This window comes from Vibrio sp. Vb1166, from assembly GCF_033338695.1.
GTDB lineage: Bacteria > Pseudomonadota > Gammaproteobacteria > Enterobacterales > Vibrionaceae > Vibrio > Vibrio alginolyticus.
On the sequence record NZ_JAWOTE010000009.1, the window covers coordinates 131564 to 151314 of the forward strand.

Consider the following 19751-nt stretch of genomic DNA (forward strand, 5'->3'; position numbering starts at 1 on the left):
GACGTGGAGTATTGTTAAATGTAATAAGCCATAATAGATAGGAATAACTAAACAGAAGCTAAAGATAGCGACGAAAATTAAAGCGTTTTTAATTCGTGCATTATTTGCAATTCACTGATGCAATTTGAACCATAAAAAATTGAAATTAATTTTGTAAAATCCATTTCCCATCACATAAAGAATAAAAACTAAATAAGGAATTGTGCAGTGGATCTCGCAAGCCAACTTGAATTACTACTGGATGTCTCTGAATACGGAACTTTTGCTAAGGCTGCTGACAGAAATCATATAGATCGTTCAGCTTTGTCAAAACAGATCAAAAAGCTAGAGGATGAATTGGGCTTACGGCTGTTAAACCGTTCCACGCGTTCGCTATCCCTGACCAATGCAGGTGTTGAGATGGTGGCGCAAGCCAAGAAAGTAAGAGAGGTTCTAACCGAAACTCGTAGTATTGCTGCTACATTTCAGGATGAACCGAAGGGTAACTTGAAAATATCAAGCTCCACTTTCTTTGGCAGAGCATACTTAAATCAGGCAGTTAAAGAGTTTATAAAACAGTACCCAAACATTACTGTAGAGCTGCTGCTCGATGATAATCGAGTCGACGTTATCCACGAAGGTTTTGATGTTGTGTTTCGTATCGGACCAATCCGAGAGTCCAACATGATAGTGCGTAAGTTGGCAAGCAATAATATGGCACTGGTTGCATCGAAGAGTTTTATTGACAAGTATGGAGCCCCGAGCTCTCCAGAAGAGCTTATAAAAATGCCAGCAGTAATATACTCTAATGCTAACTTTAAGGCGGATAAACTACGTATAGCGCCAAGCCAGTCATCAAGCGACGTTAGAACGTATAATATCAACGGGCAGTACTTCGTGAATGAAACTGAGTTAATGCTCGATGCCGTAAAATCTGATATAGGGTATGCTTTAATAGGGCAGTTCTTTCTTCAGGAGAGTTTGAGTAAACAAGATCTTGTCCAGTTGCTTCCTGATTATAATCTTCCCGCAATAGGGGAAATATATGCAATGTATACTCACCGAAATCAACAACCATTAGCCAAACTATTCATTGATACTGTTCAAAAAATAATAGGGACGCCTCCTGTTTGGATGGATTATCTCAACTAATATGAGTACTAGGACATAATGTTTTAGATTGAGGGCTTGTTTATATTTATCCATAGAATATGGTTGAATTTGCACTTTAAAAATAATTGCCACTGTTCATAATTTCACTCGATTCAAACAACACAAGTAGTGGTAATTAAATGAAAATGACAAGAACGTCGATCGCAATCGCAGCACTTTTCTCTGCAAGTGCTGCAAATTCAGCCATAGTTTATGAAGATCAAGAATCAGTGTTAAATATTCATGGCCGAGCGCAAGGGATGTATTATTTCTCTGATGATAAAAATGCTGACGGAGATAATAGCTACATTCGTGTAGGACTTTCAGGTGAGTCTAAAATAAATGAAGATCTTTATGCCTTCGGCTTATATGAGTTGGAATTTAAGTCTAATCGCAGAGATGCTGATGAGATTGAAGATGATGAATTTGATATCCGAAAAGGCTATGTAGGAGTTGGTGCAGATTACGGAACAGTAAGTTATGGACGTCAATACGGTGCGGTCACTTTAGTATCTGATTACACGGATATTTTCCCGGAGTTTGGTAATGAAGCTGCTGGCGTAAGTGCGGATCTATATGGTACCGGTCGCTCCGATTCAGTATTTAAGCTAACGACAAGCTATGAAGGTTTGAATATTCATGTTAGCTATCAGGCTGAAAACGATGAAGTGTCAACAGATGCAGCCTCTTATGGTGCGGCGGCGGACTACAAGTTGCCATATGGCTTCAAAGTTGCGCTTGGTTACAACGAAGGTGAAGGGCAATCGGGTGCAGAAGATGCAGAGCTGCTAACGGGTGCTATTGCATTTGAATACGACAAGTTTTATGCCTCTGTTTTATACAGTGATGGTGAAAACTGGGCTAAAGATGGTTCTGAAAGTAATATTGATTACACCGGTATTGAAGCAGTTGCCACTTATGAAGTAACAGATAAGCTTTGGGCACTAGTTGGCTATAACAATCTAGAGCGTGATGATGAAGATGTCGTCGATTACTACTCACTAGGTGCAGAGTACGATTTGACTTCTAATTTTAAAGCACTAGCAGAATACAGAATTACAGATGTAGACAATGAAGACGATATTCTTGCAATAGCTGCGAGATATTCATTCTAAAAAATTAATAAATATAAAAAGCCTGAAACTATTTTCAGGCTTTTTATTTATCGGTGTAATTTTATAAGTGCTGATTTTCATCCATATATAATGGATTATATTGATCGTTACTTGTTAAAGTGTTTTGGATATAATTGTTTTGTTAGCTAGTCCACTGCTAGTTTTCATTTTCATATTTTTTGAATGATGATTTTTTCTTTGGCAACAAGAAGTATCTTGTTGCCTTTTTTTTACGTCTTATGGTTAATTAAAACAAAAAGAGTTTTTTTATATATTGCTATAAACGAGAAAAATATAACGAAAATTGTCAATCTTAGGTTGAGTTAATCTTCATAAAAAAGTGAACTCAATTTCAAGGGTCTTTTTCATTTAAGTGATGTGGAATCCATATGGCGAACCAAGTGAATGATAAAGCGCCAAACGACGAAATGTATCTCAATGAAGATTGGAAAAATTATTTTTATGTAAACGATAGAGGTAGGGATTGATACTGTTTATGTAAGGAGAGAGCGATTTATGAAAAGCAGTCGTTTCAATATGATTAGACACCTTTACTTTCTTAAAATAGGAAGGGCTCTAAGAAAGTAAAGGTGCAGATGATTTTTTAGTTTTTACCGCCGTCACTTGTTCTGAAGTGATAATCGAAGTTTATGATTGCACGATATTTAACTTCATCACGGTTAAGTGCGTATTCTTCAACTCTCACTTTACTATCATCGATTGCAATATCACGAGGGAAACCGCTTCCAATGATGTTTAGACGATTTCTAAGTTCATGTTTTGATAGCGTTTGGTATTCATCGACAAGATCAAACGCAGAGCTATAAGCGGCATCTTTTGTCGTAAAGTCATTGAGAACAACTTTGTTTGTAGAGTGTTCGACATGAATACCAGCAGTAGCAGATAAACTGAATAATAATAGTGATGAGAGCGTCATTAGTTTTTTCATATAGTCACCTTTTTATTTGTATTACAAAGTCAAGATGTCCAACGAATCCTTGTTAATATCTCTCGACAAAGGTGATAGTGCCATTATAGAAATGTGCTGTACATCACATTTGTGACCATTAACTATGGAAGAATTGTCAACAATAAAACTCAAGCACTTTTGACATTACGGTCAATGTGAAAAAGCGAATATCTGTATGGTTTCGTTATTAATTAAACCACTCTCGGAAACGCTGACTATTCAGTCAAAGCGTATGTTTCTTGTCGTTATAGTGACCTGCCTACAACTTAATCACTTAATGCATGCAATTCAATTGCAATGGCTTGGTATAGATTTTCATTCAGATCTTCCAGCTTAGTAACGATCCTACAAATTCTAGTGATTAAAAAGTCATTGTTTGTGGTTTTTTATTCTATTGTCGTGTATAAAAAAACTTTACAACAAATGATAAAGGAATATCCATGAAAAAGTTATTGTGTTTTGCTGCACTGGGGTTAGCTGTTTCGACGACGGTTAATGCAGACCCAATTTTAGACGACATCAAAAGTACAGGGGAGCTAAAAGTCTGCTTTGATTCTGGGTATATGCCTTTTGAAATGACAGCAAAAAATGGGCAGTACATCGGGTTTGATATCGATTTGGGTAAGCAAATGGCGCGTGCCATGGATGTTAAGTTTGTGCCGGTAAACACTTCATGGGATGGCATTATCCCAACACTGTTGACTGGTAAGTGTCACATGATTATGGGCGGGATGACTATCACACCTATGCGAAATACTCAGGTGAATTTCGCTGATCCCTATGTGGTTATTGGTCAATCTATTCTCGTAGATCTCAAGCATGAAGGTAAAGTGTCTAGTTACCGTGATCTCAATAGTCCAGATTATGTTGTTGCAACTAAGCTTGGGACAACGGGTGAGCAAGCGGTAAAACGATACCTTCCGAAAGCTAAGATAAATCTATACGAAACTCAGTCTGAAGCGGTACTTGAGGTTGCCAACGGAAAGGTAGATGCGTTTGTTTATGACTTTCCTTACAACTCTATTTATGTGGCGGAAAACAAAGGGCAGTTAATGCACTTGGCTAAACCGTTTACTTACGAGCCTTTGGGTTGGGCTGTGCCGCAAGGAAATCCAGATACGCTTAACTTCTTAAACAACTATTTACGTCAAATTAAGGGCGATGGAACTTACGATCGCATTTACGATAAGTGGTTTAACGACGATAAATGGTTAAAGCAAGTTAAGTAATCATTTTGTTATTGTAGAGGAGCGGTTAGCTTCTGGCTCGGTTCATCGCCAACCAAACGGTTCGTGCTGTGAAGCTAACGCTTTTCTTTATTCAAATACCCAACCAACTTTAATCAAAGTCATTCTCGGAATCACATGCAAAATAACTTTAAATCCCTATTGTGGAACGCTGTTTTTGTTCTTGTTTTGCTATCAATTTGCGGTCTTGTCTATCTGTCAGGTAAGCGAATCGATTACAGCTGGAATTGGGAGCGTGTCCTTCCTTATATTGCCACTAACGCTGCTTCATCCATTACCGCGCCTGTCGATGGGAACATCATTCTCGACGAGAATAACCAACTGGCTCTGGAGAGTATTCATGGTGATATTGTTCTTGAACTAAGCCAATATAAGTCTGTCGACGTCTATGAAGGTGATCTTATTTTTGAAGGAGATACCTTAGCAACTATAAAAGAGTGGCGCTCTGGCCCAATTTTAGATGGTGTTGTGACGACCATTAAAATCTCACTCTGGTCACTTATCATTGCTCTAGCGTTGGGCTTAGTTGTCGGACTAATGCGCATATCCAGCAATCCGGCATTAAAAAAGCTGGCGCTTGTGTATGTCGAGGTCATTCGTGGAACGCCTCTTTTAGTACAGATTTTTATCGTTTACTTCTTTATTGGTACTGTGCTTGACCTTGAGCGTTTTACTGCGGGAGTGATAGCGCTCTCCGTGTTTACCGCCGCTTACGTCGCAGAAATTGTGCGGTCAGGAATCCAGTCAATCCCAAGAGGACAAATGGAAGCGGCGCGTTCACTAGGAATGAATTATCCCAAAGCGATGATTTATGTCATTTTACCTCAAGCGTTTAAGCAGACATTACCTCCCTTAGCCGGGCAGTTTATCAACCTGATAAAAGATTCCTCACTTGTCTCCGTGATTTCGATTACTGATCTGACAAAAGCGGGCAGGGAAGTCGTAAGTGGTAGTTTTGCCCCATTTGAAGTTTGGTTTACCGTAGCGGCCCTTTATTTGCTTCTGACTAGTACCTTATCTTGGGCAATACAAACGTTAGAAAAGAAATTGGCAGCAAGTGATTAATGGTGGAGTCATTAATGGAATACATTATTTCAGCAAAAACAATTAATAAAATTTACCCTAATGGCTGCCATGCGCTCAAGGACGTATCGGTAAATGTAGAAAAAGGGGAAGTGATTGTCATCGTAGGACCGTCAGGTTCTGGTAAGTCAACATTCTTACGGACGATCAATCAATTAGAGACAATAAATAGTGGGTCTATAATCGTAGATGGTATCGATATGTACCACAAATCTACGGATATCAATAAACTACGCGCTGATGTGGGCATGGTATTTCAAGGCTTCAACCTTTTTCCACATAAAACGGCGATAGAGAACGTCATGTTAGCACCTTTAAAGGTTTCTAAACGTGACCCTGAATCGGTGAAGAAAGAAGCAAAAGATTTGCTTTATAAAGTCGGTCTGTCGGAGAGAATGGATAATTATCCTAATCATTTATCAGGCGGACAGCAACAGCGCGTCGCAATCGCTCGTGCGTTAGCAATGAAGCCCAACATTATGTTGTTTGACGAACCCACATCAGCACTAGATCCTGAAATGGTTGGAGAAGTTCTTGATGTGATGAAAGATTTGGCCAAGGACGGAATGACGATGGTCGTGGTTACTCATGAAATGGGTTTCGCAAAAGAGGTCGCTGATAGGGTGTTGTTTATGGAAGATGGTGAGCTTTTGGTTTCTGACTCTCCTGAGCGATTTTTTGATAACCCCACCAACCCTAGATTGCAGAAGTTTTTATCTAAAGTCTTATAATAAAAAGAAAATTTGATTGAGGGCGAGTCCCTCAATCACTTCATGCACTATTGTGGCTCGTAACGCCCGCCTCGCCGAGAGACATAGATAATGGGCTTTTTACTCGAAGTTAATGGCGATAACATTATCTTGGTCCGAATGAAAGGTCTGGTAAATACTAGAGTGTTTAATCAGCCATTAAGTTTTGTTCACTTTAAACATAACAATTTCATTTTGAATTGATAAAAATTGTGTTTGAATAGAGCTTATGGATGTTTGGCGGTATGGATGTCTAAATGAAGAAAGTAACAATTTTAGATGGTGGCATGGGGCGAGAGTTAAAACGTATTGGCGCCCCTTTTTCTCAGCCGCTTTGGAGTGCACAAGCGCTAATTGAATCACCACAATATGTAAAAATGGCCCATGAGAATTTCATAGACGCTGGCGCTGAGATTATCACTGTTAACAGTTATGCATGTGTTCCATTTCACTTAGGAGAGGAACTCTATGCGAAGCGAGGGATTGAGTTAGCAAAATCTGCAGCCAAAATTGCCAGAGATGTAGTCACCAGCTCTAACGATAGAGTGCTCGTTGCGGGTTCTCTTCCTCCTGTAATGGGGTCTTACAGGCCTGAATTATTCGAGCCGAAAAGGGCACTGGAAGTGGCTTCTGAGTTATTTGAAGCTCAAGATCAATATGTTGATATTTGGTTAGCTGAGACCGTGTCTAGCCTCGCTGAAGTTGAAGTTCTATCAATAATTTTAGCCAAAACAGATAAGCCCAATTATCTTGCTTTCACCTTAATGGATGAGCCTAACTCTTTGCCTCGCCTTCGCTCAGGGGAATCTCTTAAAGTCGCGGTTAATACGCTGTTGAAAACAAATGTTTCAGGTATCTTTTTCAATTGCTCTATTCCTGAAGTTGTCGAGCAAGCGATCATAGATACACAAGCAGTATTGAGTGAGTCAGGTAGAGAATTGACGATAGGTGTTTTCGCAAATAGCTTTGCTCCGATAAAGCAAGCGCACCAAGCCAACGAGACCATTCAGGAAGTTCGTCATTTCTCTCCGACTGAATATCTTGAGTATGCTAAAAAGTGGCATGCGCAGGGAGCAAGCATTATTGGTGGTTGCTGTGGGATTGAACCACGTCATATTAAATTGCTAGCGACTTGGAGAGACACTCTCGAAAACGCCTAATTTTGGTGAAGCGCAGGGAAGTATGGCAAGAGGTTTTGTTTTTCATTCATCGTTATAGACAAAATAAAGGTCTTTCATATCTGGCAAAGTAACAAGATGCTTTAACTTGCTCATTACTTTGCCAGTTTGCCTCGAGATCTTTATTAATTATTTTTGGTTCAGATTAACGACAATCTTTCCAACTGTTCTCTGATTTCGCATGTCCAAGAGTGCGTTACCTACATCCTCTAAGCCGATGATCTTCAGTTTCGGTACTTCCAATTCTCCATTTTCTAATAGCTCAGACACTTCCTTTCCGGCATTAACGATACTTGCAAACCCTCTCTCGCCAAAGACATGACCAGAGCCCAAACTTATTTGGTGGAAGCCCAAGCCTTTTAAGAAGGCATCTGGATATTGAGAAGGGTCGACAGTCTTGACGAGCTCCACCATTTCTCCCTCAAAGGTTAACACCGAGGCTGCAATTCGGTCGTTATCACCGCCTACACAATCGAGTGCAACCTCAACGCCATGATTTCCGGTAATGTCCATTACTCGTTGAACTACATCTTCATGATGATAATCAATCGTATGGGTTGCTCCTAACGAGGACAAATATGCGTGATTAGCTTCTGAACTAGTAGCAATGATCTGTTCAACACCAAATGTCTTTGCTAGCTGAATAGCAAAGCTTCCAACGCCGCCAGCACCTCCGGCGATAAAAATGCTGCTTCGATTTGAAATATCGAGCTTGTCTACCAAAGCGCGATATGCGGTCCAGGCTGCGCAAGGTGTAGATGCTGCTACTTCAACCGGAACCTGAGGGTGCTTTATAAGCGTTCTTGAATCATGGATAGCAAATTCAGCGAATCCTCCGTGATGGCGTCTCATGTTTCCGTGATACAACACTTTATCGCCAACCTTCCAATCAACGACCGCATCGCCTACAGAGACTATTTCTCCTGATACGTCTAACCCGCCAACAAAATTGTTATCCATGTTAGTGACCATGTCTGACCAATAATGAATTTTTGCATCGACAGGATTCAAACCAACAGCGTTAACTTTAACCAATACATCAAATTGGGTTTCTAGTTTTGGTGTAGGTAATTCGGATAAAGAGAAAGTATCGTTATCTCGTTGGTAAGTTATCGCTCTCATAGGTTTTCCTTATTATTAAGAATGGTCGAAAGTCATACTAACTCAGAGGGTGCTGCTGCAATAATTATGGTTTTTTCTTATTTTGATAATTTTAGGTTATGTTTGATAAAAAGGATTCGAGATGCTCTGAAATTATCATAGACAACCAGTCTGCATAGCTAACGACATGTAACTTTATGATAAGTAATGACTAGTTTTATTATTCCATTTTTATGGAAATATTCTGTTGATTTTTTGTTTTGTGATTCTATAATTCCAGAAATATCAAAATAAAGACTTGTCTATCAGGTAAGCTTGTTAGCGAAAAATGACGAGGAGAGTAAATGTGAATACAGAAATTATAACTATGGCTAAAGAAGCGCTGGATATGTTTGCGTTTCTAGCAACCGAACTTATCATCTTATTTCTGGCAATTAGCTACATTGTCGGTGTGTTGCAAGATTTTCTAACGCCAGAAAAAATTCAATCTATTCTCAGCTCGAAAAAGGGTAAAGGTTACTTCATTGCTGCGTTGCTAGGTTCGATTACGCCTTTCTGTTCGTGTTCGACCATTCCTTTCTTAAAAGGCTTGTTGCGTGCAAGAGCTGGTTTTGGACCTATGATGGTGTTCTTATTTGCAAGCCCGTTGCTTAACCCAGTGATTATTGGTTTGTTTGTGGTGACTTTTGGTTGGAAAGTTGCGGTATTTTACTTTGCTATCGCGATGTCAGTATCAGTGGTAGCAGGCTATGTACTTGAAAAACTAGGGTTTGAACGTTACGTCAAACCAGAAGCATATCAAGCGGTAGGTTCTTCTTCGTGCGGTACTTCTTGTGGCGATTCAAGCAAGAAAAAAGAAGAAGCGAGACCAGCATCAATCTGTGGTACCAGCGCCTGCAATGAACCTACGCCAGTTGCGGCGAAAACATCTTGTTGTGGTGATGCACCAAAACCTGAACCTAAAGTGGAAGTGTCTTGCTGCTCATCAGACGGTAGTGCAACAGCGACAGTCTTGGAAGAGAAAGAACCTAGCCGCTGGGCACGTATTTGGCAATCAACTTGGAAAGACTTTAAGCAAGTGTTCCCTTATCTCATGATGGGCATTGCGATTGGTTCATTTATCTATGGCTTCATCCCGACGGAGTTCATTGCGGAGTTCGCTGGTGAAGCGAAGTGGTACGCGATTCCGGTCGCAGCAATCATTGGTATTCCATTGTACATCCGTGCAGAGGCGGTCATTCCACTTAGCGCGGCACTAGTACAAAAAGGTATGGCTCTTGGATCTGTTATGGCGCTTATTATTGGTAGTGCTGGCGCAAGTCTTACAGAAGTGATTTTGTTGAAATCAATTTTTAAGAACCAAATGATCGCTGCCTTCCTAATCGTTATCTTAACGATGGCCATGGGAGCGGGTTACTTATATAGCTGGGCTTTTTTATAAAAATAACCCTCGGGCGATTGCTCGAGGGCTCTGTTTTTGTCGCCATATAGGGAAAGGGAAGTTTCCTATACCGCGCAGACTATAAAAAAATAACGAGGTTACTCGTAAATACTATAGGAGAAATACTTGCTGGCGATGGTTTTATGCTTACCGCTCTGGATCAATTTTTGTATTCCGCTATCGAGTAATGCTTTTAATTCTTTGTCTTGTTTTCTCACTGCTACGCCAATGCCACGGCCGAACCACTTTTCCTCTGTAAACGCTGGTCCAGTAAAGTGATAGCCTTTACCTTGTGCAGTTTCAAGAAAACCAGCACTTAAACCGATTGAGCCGCCAAATACAGCATCTAACCGTCCATTGAGTAGATCGGTAAATGCCTCATCGAACGTACCATAACGACGAATATCAATATCTGGATACAAGGCAGAAAGGTACTTATCACCAATTGTGGCTCTTTGAACTCCAATAGATAAACGATTTAGGCTGCCGTCATCCATGTTGATTTCTCTATCATTTTTCATTACAAAACGAGTCGGTACTTTTGCATAAGGGACGGTGAAATCGACTTTCTTTTCTCGTTCTTCTGTGATTGTCATTGCAGCAATAATCGCATCGTTCTTGCGACTAAGGAGAGAAGGGATGATGCCATCCCAATCCATTTTTGAGATAACGCACTTTACTTCTAACTCTTTGCATAACGCGTTAGCGAGGTCGACTTCAAACCCTTCTAGCTTTCCCTCTTTTGTCGTCCAGCTAAATGGGGGGTAAGCCCCTTCAACAGTGAAGCGAATTTGTTTCCACTCTTTCGCATGGCTGAAAACTGAAAATAAGCTAATAAACAATACGACTATCCATTTCATAAACGTTTCCTTGTAACTATTTGGAAACCAATGTTTAACACAAAGTAAGCAAATATCAATGGAAGTGCATATATGTGTGACCTTTCGCCCGCATTGTGTGAGCGAAAGGTTTTGCGTGTATTACAGCTTATCTTCAATAGTTACGAGGGGAACTCTCGTTGAGACAGCGTGAAGTGCAATGTTGTGAATCATTTCATCGACCGTGGTACAGCTATCCATTAAGATCGAAACATCATACTTGTCCGCAGATTTTGAAATAGCAGTATGTGTCACGCAGTTTTGTGTCATCATTCCGCATACAAGTAACTCCGTTACATTTTTGCTTGCCAATACTTCTTCTAAACGTGTTCCTTCAAAGCTATCTGCGAAGTGCTTTACCACGATTTCGGAATTCGGCGCTAAAGCAAGAACTTCTGGGTGAATATTGGCACCGTCGCTGCCTTCATTGAAGAATGGGGCAATACCCATGGCAGGGTCGGCAATATGCTGAATATGAATCACAGGAATGTCTTGCTCATTGGCTTTAGTTATTGCTCTCTTAACATTGTCTAAAGTCGATTCTGTATTCCATAAAGGAAACTTTCCTTCCGGGAAATAGTCGTTTTGCAAATCAATTACAAGTAGGGCTTTTTGAGTCATTTTCTTTTCCTTTTATTGAGGATCATTGCGGTACGAATAATATAAAGACTTTTAGCCACCTTCTTTAGAGTCTAAAATGACACAAAAGAGTCAAAAAGCGACACTTGAAGATAAATGAAAATAGCACTCGTTAATTACCCAGATAGCTCGCAAGCCTCCGTATATGGTTTAAGCGAACTCTTCGAGATGGCAAACCGTGCGGCGGCTAAATTGGGCGTTGATGTGCACTTTGAAGTAGAGATATTGGATCACTGGCCAAACACGCACTTCGATGTGAAAACAGCGGTAATGATTCCGCCTAGCGGCACTGGTCAATATTACTTAGAACCAGAGCCAGAGCTACTCGACTGGTTAAATGTCCAACATAGTAAAGGTGCGATTTTAGCCTCCGCCTGCGCCGGTACTTTTATTCTTGCTCAAACCCAGTTGTTGACCAATAAGTCTTGTACAACACACTGGGGCTTGGCTCCTTCATTAGCGAGTCAGTTTCCCGATATCCACGTAAGACAAGAAGCCATCCTTATTAACGAAGGAACGATCATTACGGCTGGGGGTATGATGTCATGGGTGGATTTAGGTTTGGAATTGGTTTCCTTATTTGCGTCACCGGCAGTAATGCGCCTGCTAGGAAAAATGTTGGTTATTGATACTGGTCCGAGAGAGCAACGCTTTTATCAACAGTTTACTCCAAACTTCCAACATGGTGATGGGGTAATTGTTCAACTACAGCACTATATAAACGATCATTATCAAGGAAAACTGAGCAATAAAGAGCTTGCAGAGTTGAGTTGTTTAACAGAAAGGACATTGCAGCGACGCTTTAAAAAGGCGACAGGTTTCAATGTTAACCAATACATACAAAGCTTAAGAGTACAAAAAGCTTGTGATTTACTTGAGTCGACAACCCTAACATTTGACGCAATATCATTTAGAGTGGGTTACCAAGATGTGAGCGCGTTCAGGAAAATATTTAATAGAATCGTAGGTTTAACACCGAAGTCGTTCAGATCTCGGTTCTGTTCATGAACGCCAGAAGTAAGATAATGTTGGTATTAAACATTTATAACTCAGAAGCAAACACCGCATATTTTTACAAGCTGGCTTAGCGTGATGAAAAGGGATAACAAGCTAAGCCAACCGTAGCGTACTCCTAATTACTGAACATTTTGTAGAATGCTTAAAGGGTTCTCAAATTACAATGACTTGTATAGGTCGTTGTTAATCACAAAAGCTATGTGATTTCCAAAACCAGTTTCCCAATATGTTGCTTGCGTGAAAATACTTCTTGCGCTTGACCTATCTGGTTCAAGGGAAATGACTCCGCGACTAAGGGACGAATTGCGTTCTGTTCGATATAGCGAACCAAGTTACCGAATACTTCTGGTGCCAAAACGGTACAACCAAATAACGCTAGGTCTTTAAGGTAAAGAGTTCTTACATCCAGCTCGACAATTGGGCCGCCTATGGCGCCGGAAACAGCGTATCTTGATCCTGGCTTTAGTACCTGAAGAAATTGTGGCCACTGCTCTCCTGCGACCAAATCAATCACTACGTCAACGCTGTTTTCTCCGAGAGTCGCTGTTAAATTTGCATCGCGAGGGATAACTTGGTTTGCTCCTAATGCCGTGATCTGTTCTTTCTTTTCTGGGCTGGCGATAGCAATGACGTATGCTCCACGCGCCTTCGCCAGTTGGATTGCGGCAGAGCCAACACCACCGGATGCCCCTGAAATCAGTACGGTATCGCTCGCTGTGACATTAGAGCGGACAAGCATGTTCTCTGCAGTTGAATAAGAACAAGGGAAGGAGGCCAAGTCGATATCCGATAAACTACTATTCACTGCATATGCATGTTTACTGTCAACAACAGTGAACTGAGCAAAGCCACCATCACATTCTGAACCGAAGTACCAAGGCAAGCTAAGTGCTTGACTGTTGAAGCGCGTAATACATGGTTCGATGAGCACGCGCTGGCCGACTCGTGATGGGCAGATATTCTCACCAACAGCGACGATGGTACCGCATACATCGGCACCTTGGATTCGAGGGAGAGATAGCGCGTCTCCTGACCAACTTGCATCCATGCTATTGGCGTCGTTTTTAGAATACCATGCTGTTCGGGTATTGATGTCGGTGTTATTGACTCCGGCGGCGGCTACTTGGATCAATACATCATCAGGCGAGGGGACTGGCACAGGTATATCATCGCGGTAACGAAGCATATCTGGCCCACCATGACCGATAAGTTGGACGCCTTTCATTACTTTCGGGATTGTGGTCATTGATTGTTCTCCTTCATTAGTTCTAGCAGAGTGTGTTCAGCGGATGCAAAGGCAGCGTGACCGAGAACCGGCCATGCGTTGGATAAACCTTCATGTAACAAGAAGAGTGTGGTTGCGAGGTCTTCTCGCTGACTTAGTTGGAGCATAAGCTGACGGACCGCCAATTTGTGTTGTTTTACTGCTTGATTAATCGATAGATTTTCTGGATAGGCTGCTAATGCATTGATGGACATGCAGCCATTCGGTGCAAACTCCTTCATCCAATCCTCGAGGCGAGTGAATAGGTGTAATACAGCCGGTGTTCCATTGGCAGGGGCGTCTTCGAGCAAAAAACTCAAATACCTTTGATGGCGATGCTCGAGAGCTGCAACAATCATCGCTTCCTTGGAGGGGTAGTATTTGTACAGGGTTCTCAGGCTGACTTCGCAGGCGTTTTTGAGTTGGGGTACGCTCGGCTCGGCGAAGCCATACTGACTGAATGCTTTTTCTAGGCTTGCTGCGATTTTTTCTTTCACTATTTGACATACCAGGTAGAACGTTTGTTTTACCTAAGGGTAGAATAAACTTTCTACCTCAGTCAATGGTGTATTTAAACTCTGTATTGAAAGCCCGACGTAATGCCGGGCTAACTTAAGTGATTTTTATCGATTCGGAACGTGAATCAGTGTGCCGTTGCGTGCTGCTCTCCACGCTTGTCTAGCATTCCGCTGAAACGGGTTAGTAGTAGAGCACCTAATACTACGATCGCGCCAATCCAAGGTGTGTGCATCAGCCCAGCATTGGCCACGATAAGGCCACCGCCCCAAGAACCCAGTGCAATACCTACGTTAAATGCAGCAATGTTGAGACCAGAAGCGACGTCGACTGCATCAGGTGAATATTTCTCTGCTAGTTTGACAACATAAACTTGAAGTCCTGGAACGTTACCAAAGGCAAAGGCACCCCAGACAAGAATGGTCACTACTGCAGAAATTGGATTAAATGCTGTGACACTAAACACGAGCAATACCACAATTAGGCCCGAGAAAATCGCTGTCAGAGCTTTGATTGGCCCCATAGAGTCGGCCATCTTTCCGCCCCAGATGTTGCCGAATGCGACTGATACACCATAAACCAACATAATTAGGCTGATAGCGCTAGAGCCAAACCCCGAAACTTCTTCCAAAATAGGAGCCAAGTAAGTGAAGGCTGTGAACGTACCACCGTAACCGAGCGCGGTGATTGCGTACACCAAAAGTAGACGAGGCTGAGTCAAGACTTTTACTTGCGATGACAGCTTGGTTGCTGGTGGTTGTTTCAGATTACTCGGCACTAGCAGAGCGCTTCCTATCAGTGCGATGATTCCAAGGATCGCGACGATTAGGAAGGTTGCCTGCCAACCAAATGTCTGGCCAATCCAGGTGCCAAGTGGCACGCCCGTCACTAGAGCTACGGTGAGACCGGTAAACATAATAGCAATTGCGCTAGCGGCTTTTTCTTTTGACACTAGGCCAGTGGCGATAGTCGAGCCGATCGAAAAGAACACACCGTGTGCAAGCCCGGTCAGTATCCTTGCTGTAACTAGTGTGTTGTATCCAGGTGCTTGCCAGGCTAACAGATTGCCAAGAACAAACAGTGCCATAACAGAAAGCAGAACGTACTTTCTTTTCCAGTTACCAGTCAGCGCTGTTAAAACGGGAGCACCAACCGCGACACCAAGTGCGTACAGGCTAACTAAAAGACCCGCTGAAGGTAATGATACGTTGAGGTCGGAGGCCATAGTCGGTATCAGACCGACAATTACAAACTCCGTGGTTCCAATAGCAAAGGCGCTCAGCGTCAATGCAAGTAAAGCTAAAGGCATAACAACTCTCTCTTATAATCATTGAATATGAATGGATAAACGAATAGCCCGTTTCCATGTCGTGTATTATTAAAGAGTTATTCGTTGCGAAAAATGGTGTTTATTACAAAATACTTTTGTTATAAATGATGAAAATGCGCAGTTAAGAAAGGGGATGAAATGTTAACCCGATCAGATGAATTAGAGATTCTCATGGCAGTTGTGGATAGTGGTGGATTCTCTTCCGCTGCTGATGCACTAGGTATTCAAGTCGCTAGGGTATCTCGTGCGGTTAGTAAAGTTGAATCACAGCTGGGGGTAACCTTGCTGAATCGCACGACGCGCAGAGTGGAAGTTACTGAGGAAGGGCATCAGTTTGTTGAAGCGGTTCGCTTAGGTTTACTACAAATACAGCAAGCTGAAGAAGAGATCATCACACGAGGTGAATTACCCAAGGGGCGCTTAAGAGTTGATGCCGCTAGCCCATTTGTTTTACATCAACTCGTGCCGTTAATTCAGCCATTTAAAGAGGCTTATCCTGATATTCAACTCGATCTTACCTCTAATGAGGGTTTTGTGGATCTATTGGAAAAAAGAACCGATGTGGCGATACGTATTGGACGATTATCGGATTCAACACTGCATGCTAAACCTTTAGGAACAAGCCCACTATTTATCGTTGCCACGCCTGGTTATTTATCTAAACGAGGTTTCCCTGAAGCGGTGAGCGATTTGCGCAGTCATAACTTGATCGGTTTTTCTGGCGCTAAAGTGTTAAATCAGTGGCCATTACGAGGGTTTGAGATGATAGAGCCTGATATCCTATCCAGCAGTGGTGAAACGGTTAGACAGTTAGTGTTGGCAGGGAACGGCATTGCATGTTTATCTGGCTTTATGGTGAAAGATGATCTTGATTCTGGACGGTTAGTGGCATTGTTTGAATCGGAAAAAATCACAAATACTGGACGAGAACAGGTCAATGCTGTGTTCTACAAATCTTCTTCAGTCTCTAAACGTATTTCCGCGTTCATCGACTTTATTCAACCAAGACTTACTTTAAAATAACACTATTATTGTTGTTTTAACAAAAGAGTTTTGCCGTTATTGCGGCTTTTGTTTTTCCAACTGCCAAGCCTAGCGTGCCACCCCTTAGTAAGGTGGCACATATTTTTATTTGATCTTAGTTAAAGCGTGGCAACACGTACTGAGCGATCTGTTCCATTGATTTATCAATTGGTTGGCTATTACGACGGAAATGCAACCCGATGTGATTGACTCCTGCTTCTTGCATTTTTTCTAGCTCATCGCTCAAGCCATTGACTCCGGCCTGGATACCAAAATGATGCCGAACGACTGGTGCATTTGGGTTATCGACTAAATCAAGATGAATAAAGCTGGCGTAGGGTTTGTTTCCCGCTACGGAGCGCCAAAGTGCAACGCGGTGTTCATGATCATCAGGTGTGCCTGGGTAGGCGAGCCAGCCGTCTAGGTTTTCTCCTATCCATTGTGGACTTTGCTGCGCTAACCCTGCGACATAGATAGGAATATCAGCAAACTCGGGTAATAACTGTAGATCGTTACCCAGCTTATCATTTTGCGTATCTTTCAAAATCTCTACACTTTCTCGAAAAGCTGAGCCACGGCTGTCAAAGTTGGCATTAAAAACGGGATATTCACTAGGGCGGTCTCCACTAGCCACACCGAGTATCAGGCGGTCACCACTTAACTCGTTGATGGTCGCAGCGGCTTTTTTCACTAGCCAAGGTTGTCTTAACGGTAATACTATCGCTGCTGTCCCTAGTAGAATGTTGTCGGTGCACGCAGAGAGATAGCCAAGATAACTGAACGGTTCATAAATTTGTGCCGCGTCTCCAAAGTTAGGGTCGTACAACGGGACATCTCTCACCCACGCTACGTTAAAGCCTAACTTATCGGCTAACATAATACGCTGTTTATGTGCACTCATGTCTGGTACGCCGAACGGTTCTCGTTGGAGCAGGCGTTTTTTCTGGCCTTCTTGGGTCCAGTCATTATCTAGGGGGAGCTCAACCCCGATGGTGAATCTGTTACTTAAATCTTTATGCATTATGAAGCCTGACTATTACTTTGAGTACTAGGAGGCAAGGTGCCTCCCTGATATTCAGGACACTATGAGATTTTTGTTGTGAGAAAAAGCGGCAAAAAGACAAAAGTGTTTTGCCACAAACAGCGGTGGTCTTTAAAGGAACTGCTGGTTCTCTACCTTGATTTCTTGCTTGATGAAGTCAATAAAAGAGCTGATCCGGCGTGAGGTACTGGCATTTTTGTAATACACCGCATGAACGGGCTGTTCGACATTATGCGTGTGTTCACTAAGCACGCCCACTAAGCGACCAGCTTGTCGGTCAGAGTAGGTCATAAAGTCAGACAGGCAAGCTATCCCCGCACCATGTAAGGCTAAACATCTTAGCGTCTCGCCATTATCAGATCTTAGGCTACTCATAATACGCAGAAGTTTGTTCTTATCATCCATGATCGGCCATTCCTTAAGATACTCCGGCTTGTTGAATCCAAGTAGCTTGTGATTGAGTAACTGATCTATTGAGGTTGGAGTACCATGTTGTCTTAAATACTCTGGACTCGCGACGATTCGAATCCGACTTTTACCAAGAAATATCGCGCGCATGGTTGAGTTTTGTAGCTCACCGATACGAAAAGCAATATCGGTTTTTGTTCCCAAAAGGCTAATATTTTCCTCATTGGAATTGAGATCGATTTCGACTTCTGGATACAAGCTCTGATATTTAGCAATGTGCGGCGTTAGTACGTGCAGTAAGAAGGGGGTAGCTGCGTTTATTCGTAGGAGGCCAGAAGGCTTATATTTCTGGCTTTTCAGTTGTGCTTCGGCATTCTCTACTGCTTCTACAATATGTCTGACTTTATCGAGGTATATCGTTCCTTCATTAGTAACATCTAACTTACGGGTTGTGCGATTTAACAAGGTCGTTTCGAGTTTGGCTTCTAGCCGAGATACCGATCGACTCACCGCAGAGACGGTCATCGATAACAGTTCAGCCGCAGAGCTGATTGAACCCGTATCGACCACGGCCATAAAGGTGCGCATTTCATCTAGAGTAGCTTTCATTGTTGAATATATTTCAAATTAGATTTGAGTATTGTTAACTTTACGGAAAGTTTCTTGCGGCGTAAAGTTTTGCTTCGAATCAACTATAAAATCGATAAGTCAGGAGATTTAGATGAAAGTACCATCATTTGGCGTCGGCACGTTTCGTTTAGAGGGTGAAGTAGTTAAGGATTCAGTCCGTAATGCGTTAGAAGTGGGTTACCGCGTAATTGATACTGCACAGATTTACGGTAATGAGGCAGAAATCGGTGAAGTATTGACACAGTCCGGTATTGCACGTGATGAGCTATTCATTACGACCAAGATCTGGGTTGATAACATGAACACGGAACAACTCATTCCAAGTCTAAAAGAGAGCTTAGAAAAGCTAAATACAGATTATGTGGATTTGACCTTGATCCACTGGCCTGGCAATAACAATAACTTGAACGAATACATGGCTTCATTACTTGAAGCTAAATCGCAAGGGTTAACCCGTAATATTGGCGTATCCAACTTTAATATTGACTTGTTGCAACAAGCGATAGAAGTGGTCGGTAAAGAGAATATTGTTACTAACCAAATCGAGCTTAGCCCTTATTTGCAAAATCGTAAGTTGGTCAGCTTCATGCAGGAAAACGATATTCAGGTAACGTCTTACATGACCTTGGCATATGGGAAAGTACTTGGGGACCCAACTATTGCAGGTATTGCTGAGGACTATCAGGCCACGCCCGCTCAAGTCGCGCTTGCTTGGGCTTTGTCAAAAGGTTACGCGGTGATCCCGTCTTCAACTAAACGAGAGAATTTGGCAAGTAACCTGAAAGCACTTGAACTTAATCTGAGTGAAGAGACGATTGCAAAGATAGATGCGTTGGAAAGAAATGGCCGCGAAGTAAACCCTGAAGGGCTAGCGCCTGAGTGGGATGATTGAGTGAGTTTCACGGGAAATCATTGTCTAAATGACACCTCTGCAATCGCTGACTTCCTCAGCGTTTGACGGTAGTACAACACCATAGACGATAACGGCT

19 protein-coding genes are annotated in these 19751 nt (G+C 42.1%); 10 read left to right on the plus strand and 9 right to left on the minus strand.

Translation table 11 applies throughout. The features are described from left to right. Positions 1-207 precede the first annotated feature (207 nt). Positions 208-1131 carry a LysR family transcriptional regulator gene (locus tag R7E51_RS11795; RefSeq protein WP_065274560.1) on the plus strand — a complete coding sequence of 308 codons (924 nt, stop codon included), beginning with the start codon at positions 208-210 and terminating at the stop codon, positions 1129-1131. Between the two features lie 140 nt (positions 1132-1271). Continuing rightward, entirely contained in the window at positions 1272-2246 is a 975-nt protein-coding gene (locus R7E51_RS11800) for a porin (RefSeq protein WP_206958248.1), read from the plus strand. Positions 2247-2850: 604 nt separating this feature from the next. On the opposite strand, the gene R7E51_RS11805 is transcribed toward R7E51_RS11800, so the two are convergent. After that, the gene (locus R7E51_RS11805) at positions 2851-3195 is read right to left on the minus strand and encodes a DUF3316 domain-containing protein (RefSeq protein ID WP_005377323.1); all 345 of its coding nucleotides are present in this window, start codon (positions 3193-3195) and stop codon (positions 2851-2853) included. Between the two features lie 461 nt (positions 3196-3656). Between R7E51_RS11805 and R7E51_RS11810 the strand changes: the two genes are divergently transcribed. The 4 genes from R7E51_RS11810 (at position 3657) to R7E51_RS11825 (ending at position 7455) form a co-directional block, all read left to right on the plus strand. Continuing rightward, a complete protein-coding gene (locus R7E51_RS11810; protein WP_017821680.1) occupies positions 3657-4445 on the plus strand; it encodes a transporter substrate-binding domain-containing protein in 789 nt (262 codons plus the stop codon). A 135-nt stretch (positions 4446-4580) separates the two neighbouring features. Further along, the gene (locus tag R7E51_RS11815; RefSeq protein WP_005377325.1) at positions 4581-5528 is read left to right on the plus strand and encodes an amino acid ABC transporter permease; all 948 of its coding nucleotides are present in this window, start codon (positions 4581-4583) and stop codon (positions 5526-5528) included. 14 nt (positions 5529-5542) lie between these two features. Further along, complete coding sequence (locus R7E51_RS11820; RefSeq protein WP_170893395.1) at positions 5543-6277, plus strand: amino acid ABC transporter ATP-binding protein; 735 nt, start codon at positions 5543-5545, stop codon at positions 6275-6277. Positions 6278-6552: 275 nt separating this feature from the next. Beyond that, positions 6553-7455 carry a homocysteine S-methyltransferase family protein gene (locus R7E51_RS11825; protein WP_158173916.1) on the plus strand — a complete coding sequence of 301 codons (903 nt, stop codon included), beginning with the start codon at positions 6553-6555 and terminating at the stop codon, positions 7453-7455. A 147-nt stretch (positions 7456-7602) separates the two neighbouring features. Here R7E51_RS11825 and R7E51_RS11830 read toward each other — a convergent pair whose 3' ends face one another. Further along, positions 7603-8595 (minus strand): zinc-binding dehydrogenase, encoded by a 993-nt coding sequence (locus R7E51_RS11830; protein ID WP_005377328.1) that lies wholly within the window; start codon positions 8593-8595, stop codon positions 7603-7605. Positions 8596-8941: 346 nt separating this feature from the next. Here R7E51_RS11830 and R7E51_RS11835 point away from each other — a divergent pair, with 346 nt between their 5' ends. Then, positions 8942-10015, plus strand: a complete 1074-nt coding sequence (locus R7E51_RS11835) for a permease (RefSeq protein ID WP_240354742.1) — start codon at positions 8942-8944, stop codon at positions 10013-10015. 98 nt (positions 10016-10113) lie between these two features. Here the strand turns inward: R7E51_RS11835 and R7E51_RS11840 are convergent, their stop codons facing one another. After that, entirely contained in the window at positions 10114-10875 is a 762-nt protein-coding gene (locus R7E51_RS11840; RefSeq protein WP_086046774.1) for a transporter substrate-binding domain-containing protein, read from the minus strand. 120 nt (positions 10876-10995) lie between these two features. Then, positions 10996-11514, minus strand: coding sequence for a cysteine hydrolase family protein (locus tag R7E51_RS11845; protein WP_033906138.1), 519 nt, complete (start codon positions 11512-11514; stop codon positions 10996-10998). Between the two features lie 114 nt (positions 11515-11628). Here R7E51_RS11845 and R7E51_RS11850 point away from each other — a divergent pair, with 114 nt between their 5' ends. Next, positions 11629-12540 (plus strand): GlxA family transcriptional regulator, encoded by a 912-nt coding sequence (locus R7E51_RS11850; RefSeq protein WP_033906137.1) that lies wholly within the window; start codon positions 11629-11631, stop codon positions 12538-12540. Positions 12541-12745: 205 nt separating this feature from the next. On the opposite strand, the gene R7E51_RS11855 is transcribed toward R7E51_RS11850, so the two are convergent. The 3 genes from R7E51_RS11855 to R7E51_RS11865 all read right to left on the minus strand — a co-directional run bounded on the left by R7E51_RS11855 (position 12746) and on the right by R7E51_RS11865 (position 15638). Continuing rightward, the gene (locus R7E51_RS11855; RefSeq protein ID WP_042523727.1) at positions 12746-13795 is read right to left on the minus strand and encodes an alcohol dehydrogenase family protein; all 1050 of its coding nucleotides are present in this window, start codon (positions 13793-13795) and stop codon (positions 12746-12748) included. Then, positions 13792-14313, minus strand: a complete 522-nt coding sequence (locus R7E51_RS11860) for a TetR/AcrR family transcriptional regulator (protein WP_042523849.1) — start codon at positions 14311-14313, stop codon at positions 13792-13794. Before R7E51_RS11860 ends, R7E51_RS11855 begins: the two co-directional genes overlap by 4 nt. 143 nt (positions 14314-14456) lie before the next feature. Continuing rightward, a complete protein-coding gene (locus R7E51_RS11865) occupies positions 14457-15638 on the minus strand; it encodes an MFS transporter (protein ID WP_017635963.1) in 1182 nt (393 codons plus the stop codon). Between the two features lie 159 nt (positions 15639-15797). On the opposite strand from R7E51_RS11865, the gene R7E51_RS11870 reads away from it, so the two are divergent. Beyond that, positions 15798-16682: a LysR family transcriptional regulator gene (locus R7E51_RS11870; protein WP_005377338.1), complete on the plus strand. Its 885-nt coding sequence runs from the start codon at positions 15798-15800 to the stop codon at positions 16680-16682. 115 nt (positions 16683-16797) lie between these two features. Here R7E51_RS11870 and R7E51_RS11875 read toward each other — a convergent pair whose 3' ends face one another. Then, positions 16798-17703 carry a TIGR03571 family LLM class oxidoreductase gene (locus R7E51_RS11875; RefSeq protein WP_017821670.1) on the minus strand — a complete coding sequence of 302 codons (906 nt, stop codon included), beginning with the start codon at positions 17701-17703 and terminating at the stop codon, positions 16798-16800. Positions 17704-17835: 132 nt separating this feature from the next. Then, entirely contained in the window at positions 17836-18741 is a 906-nt protein-coding gene (locus R7E51_RS11880; RefSeq protein ID WP_017821669.1) for a LysR family transcriptional regulator, read from the minus strand. 112 nt (positions 18742-18853) lie between these two features. Here R7E51_RS11880 and dkgB point away from each other — a divergent pair, with 112 nt between their 5' ends. Next, positions 18854-19654 (plus strand): 2,5-didehydrogluconate reductase DkgB, encoded by an 801-nt coding sequence (gene dkgB, locus R7E51_RS11885; protein ID WP_017821668.1) that lies wholly within the window; start codon positions 18854-18856, stop codon positions 19652-19654. Positions 19655-19751 lie beyond the last annotated feature (97 nt).

What these genes read in the sequence shown, in the direction of transcription:
- R7E51_RS11800 (WP_206958248.1), top strand. Translation starts at nt 1,272, where the DNA reads ATGAAAATGACAAGAACGTCGATCGCAATCGCAGCACTTTTCTCTGCA.
- R7E51_RS11805 (WP_005377323.1), bottom strand. Translation starts at nt 3,195, where the DNA reads ATGAAAAAACTAATGACGCTCTCATCACTATTATTATTCAGTTTATCT.
- R7E51_RS11810 (WP_017821680.1), top strand. Translation starts at nt 3,657, where the DNA reads ATGAAAAAGTTATTGTGTTTTGCTGCACTGGGGTTAGCTGTTTCGACG.
- R7E51_RS11815 (WP_005377325.1), top strand. Translation starts at nt 4,581, where the DNA reads ATGCAAAATAACTTTAAATCCCTATTGTGGAACGCTGTTTTTGTTCTT.
- R7E51_RS11820 (WP_170893395.1), top strand. Translation starts at nt 5,543, where the DNA reads ATGGAATACATTATTTCAGCAAAAACAATTAATAAAATTTACCCTAAT.
- R7E51_RS11825 (WP_158173916.1), top strand. Translation starts at nt 6,553, where the DNA reads ATGAAGAAAGTAACAATTTTAGATGGTGGCATGGGGCGAGAGTTAAAA.
- R7E51_RS11830 (WP_005377328.1), bottom strand. Translation starts at nt 8,595, where the DNA reads ATGAGAGCGATAACTTACCAACGAGATAACGATACTTTCTCTTTATCC.
- R7E51_RS11835 (WP_240354742.1), top strand. Translation starts at nt 8,942, where the DNA reads ATGGCTAAAGAAGCGCTGGATATGTTTGCGTTTCTAGCAACCGAACTT.
- R7E51_RS11840 (WP_086046774.1), bottom strand. Translation starts at nt 10,875, where the DNA reads ATGAAATGGATAGTCGTATTGTTTATTAGCTTATTTTCAGTTTTCAGC.
- R7E51_RS11845 (WP_033906138.1), bottom strand. Translation starts at nt 11,514, where the DNA reads ATGACTCAAAAAGCCCTACTTGTAATTGATTTGCAAAACGACTATTTC.
- R7E51_RS11850 (WP_033906137.1), top strand. Translation starts at nt 11,629, where the DNA reads ATGAAAATAGCACTCGTTAATTACCCAGATAGCTCGCAAGCCTCCGTA.
- R7E51_RS11855 (WP_042523727.1), bottom strand. Translation starts at nt 13,795, where the DNA reads ATGACCACAATCCCGAAAGTAATGAAAGGCGTCCAACTTATCGGTCAT.
- R7E51_RS11865 (WP_017635963.1), bottom strand. Translation starts at nt 15,638, where the DNA reads ATGCCTTTAGCTTTACTTGCATTGACGCTGAGCGCCTTTGCTATTGGA.
- R7E51_RS11870 (WP_005377338.1), top strand. Translation starts at nt 15,798, where the DNA reads ATGTTAACCCGATCAGATGAATTAGAGATTCTCATGGCAGTTGTGGAT.
- R7E51_RS11875 (WP_017821670.1), bottom strand. Translation starts at nt 17,703, where the DNA reads ATGCATAAAGATTTAAGTAACAGATTCACCATCGGGGTTGAGCTCCCC.
- R7E51_RS11880 (WP_017821669.1), bottom strand. Translation starts at nt 18,741, where the DNA reads ATGAAAGCTACTCTAGATGAAATGCGCACCTTTATGGCCGTGGTCGAT.
- dkgB (WP_017821668.1), top strand. Translation starts at nt 18,854, where the DNA reads ATGAAAGTACCATCATTTGGCGTCGGCACGTTTCGTTTAGAGGGTGAA.